The organism is Nostoc sp., from assembly GCF_036919595.1.
GTDB lineage: Bacteria > Cyanobacteriota > Cyanobacteriia > Cyanobacteriales > Nostocaceae > Nostoc.
On sequence record NZ_JBALCO010000206.1, the window covers coordinates 1 to 1621 of the forward strand.

General features: G+C 44.4%; 1 protein-coding gene. It reads right to left on the minus strand.

What is annotated here, in order from left to right:
- The coding region (locus V7K21_RS30510; RefSeq protein WP_442948950.1) for a protein kinase domain-containing protein at positions 1–1433 on the minus strand (1433 nt) is incomplete at its 3' end.
- Positions 1434–1621: the final 188 nt, after the last annotated feature.

The window sequence follows — 1621 nt, forward strand, 5'->3', positions numbered from 1 at the left end:
TTGATAGTGCCGTCTCTACTCCCACTAGCCAAGGTTCGACCATCGGGACTGAAGGCTACAGAATGAACCGAGTAAGAATGACCAGTGAGGGTTTGTAGTAGGTTTCCCCTCCTCACATCCCACAGTTTGATAGTCTTATCCCCACTGCCACTGGCTAAGGTTTGACCATCGGGACTAAAGGCGACAGAAAGAACTAGGCTATAATTACCAGAGAGGGTTTGCAGCAAGTTTCCCCTCTTCACATCCCAAAGTTTGATAGTGTTCTCATCACTCCCACTAGCCAACGTTTGTCCATCGGGACTGAAGGCTACAGAATAAACTGAGTAAGAATGACCACGGAGGGTTTGTAGTAGGTTTCCCCTCCTTACATCCCACAGTTTGATAGTGTCATCATCACTCCCACTAGCCAAGGTTTGTCCATCAGGACTGAAGGCTAGAGAACGAACCCAGCCAGAATGACCAGTGAGGGTTTGCAGTAGGTTTCCCCTCCTTACATCCCACAGTTTGATAGTGTTGTCACTACTGCCACTAGCCAAGGTTTGACCATCGGGACTGAAGGCTACAGAACGAATACAGTTAGAATGACCAGTGAGGGTTTGCAGTAGGTTTCCTATTACGTGATGATTAATGACTCGCGGTTGTGGTGTTGATTCCACAACAGCAGATGCTTTTGCTTTAACAATACCAGGAAAAATATCAACACCAAGTTTTGTAGAGCGATCGCACCAATAACACTTACCATAAGTTCGGCTGTAGTAGTGGCTGTCTACCTTTCCACAGATAGTTAACTCATTAACAGCAAGCCTGAGCGCCTTTACCCAATCCCCAGCAGGTGGGCGCAAGTTAGAATTTTTATAACCATCGTTAAAGCATCTGAGAAAACATCGCTGAACCTCTGGGTGAACAATCTCAAGAGGAATTATCCTTTCTACAGATTGAATCAAACTGTTTGGTGCATACAACCATAAACCCTGACGGATAAGTTCATTAATTTTTGGAGTTTCCCCCGTACCTGTCCACTTTCCCGCAAAAGGACTTTCACCACCAAACAACAACTGATAGATAATCACTGCTAACCGGAAGCGATCGTGTACTTCCGTTTGATCAATGCTATCAAAATCTTTGCCAATCAGTTCCGGTGGTGTAAAGCCATCTGAACCAACTGAACAACGATAAACCTTATTATTTTTCGGATTCCGAACCTGAAAAGAATCAGTATCAATAATCGAAGGTAAGGCGCGATCGTTTACAAGAATATTTTGCGGCTTGATGTCACCTAAAACATAGCCAGAAATGTGAATTGCTTCAATAATTGAGGCGATATTCAACGCTGTTGTGTGGAGAAAACGCCAATCAACGTCAAGTTTTAAATCCTTTCTTTTCTTAGGGTTGTATACATCAATAAGTTCTTTTCCCTCCTTAATTTCCGGCATCAAAAAGCCCACACAATCACCCTGAGCATCTTTCAGTACCGACTTAGGCCAAGCAAAAGAAATATGATTCAGGTGAGAGTTTGGCTCTTTAGGTGTAACCGTTCAGGGGGTGCGCCTGCGGCGCACCAGCCAACAATAAGCGTTGTAGCTATTTGACTATAAGGAGTGCTAGCACACAGATGCTCACG